The sequence below is a fragment of the Bacillus sp. BP-3 genome (assembly GCF_028401955.1).
Classification (GTDB): Bacteria; Bacillota; Bacilli; order Bacillales; family Bacillaceae_G; genus Bacillus_A.
Map to the genome: position 1 here is coordinate 1 of NZ_JAQOTJ010000065.1, position 505 is coordinate 505.

General features: G+C 38.2%; 1 pseudogene. It reads left to right on the plus strand.

The window, feature by feature from the left end:
* Positions 1-505, plus strand: a pseudogene (locus PLX19_RS26000) (IS4 family transposase); the annotation flags it as partial.

Here is a 505-nt window from a genome sequence, read left to right on the forward strand (position 1 = left end):
AGCGTATTCGTATTTTAGATTCAACTGCATTTCAACTCCCAGATCCCTTTTCATTTGTTTATCCAGGTGCAGGAGGCCGGGGGTGAAGATTCAGCTAGAGTATGATCTATTAAGTGGCCAGTTCCTGCATATCCATACAGGTTCAGGTAAACAACATGATCGAACCTACGGTTCCCTGTGTGTTCCAACTGTGACAGCGAATGATTTATGTATCCGAGATTTAGGGTATTTTCATTTGAAAGATCTTCAACATATACAAGACCAAAAGGCTTACTATATCTCTCGTATCAAGTCGAATACACGTATTTATCAAAAAAATCCCAATCCTGATTATTTTCGAGATGGAAGAATCAAAAAAGGTACGGAGTATATACAGATAGATATGGAGGTATTAATGAATTCTCTTCAGCCAGGACAAACATGTGAAATACCCGACGCTTATGTAGGAATGACTGATAAAGTACCAACTCGTGTAATTGTTCATCGACTAACAAAAGAACAACAA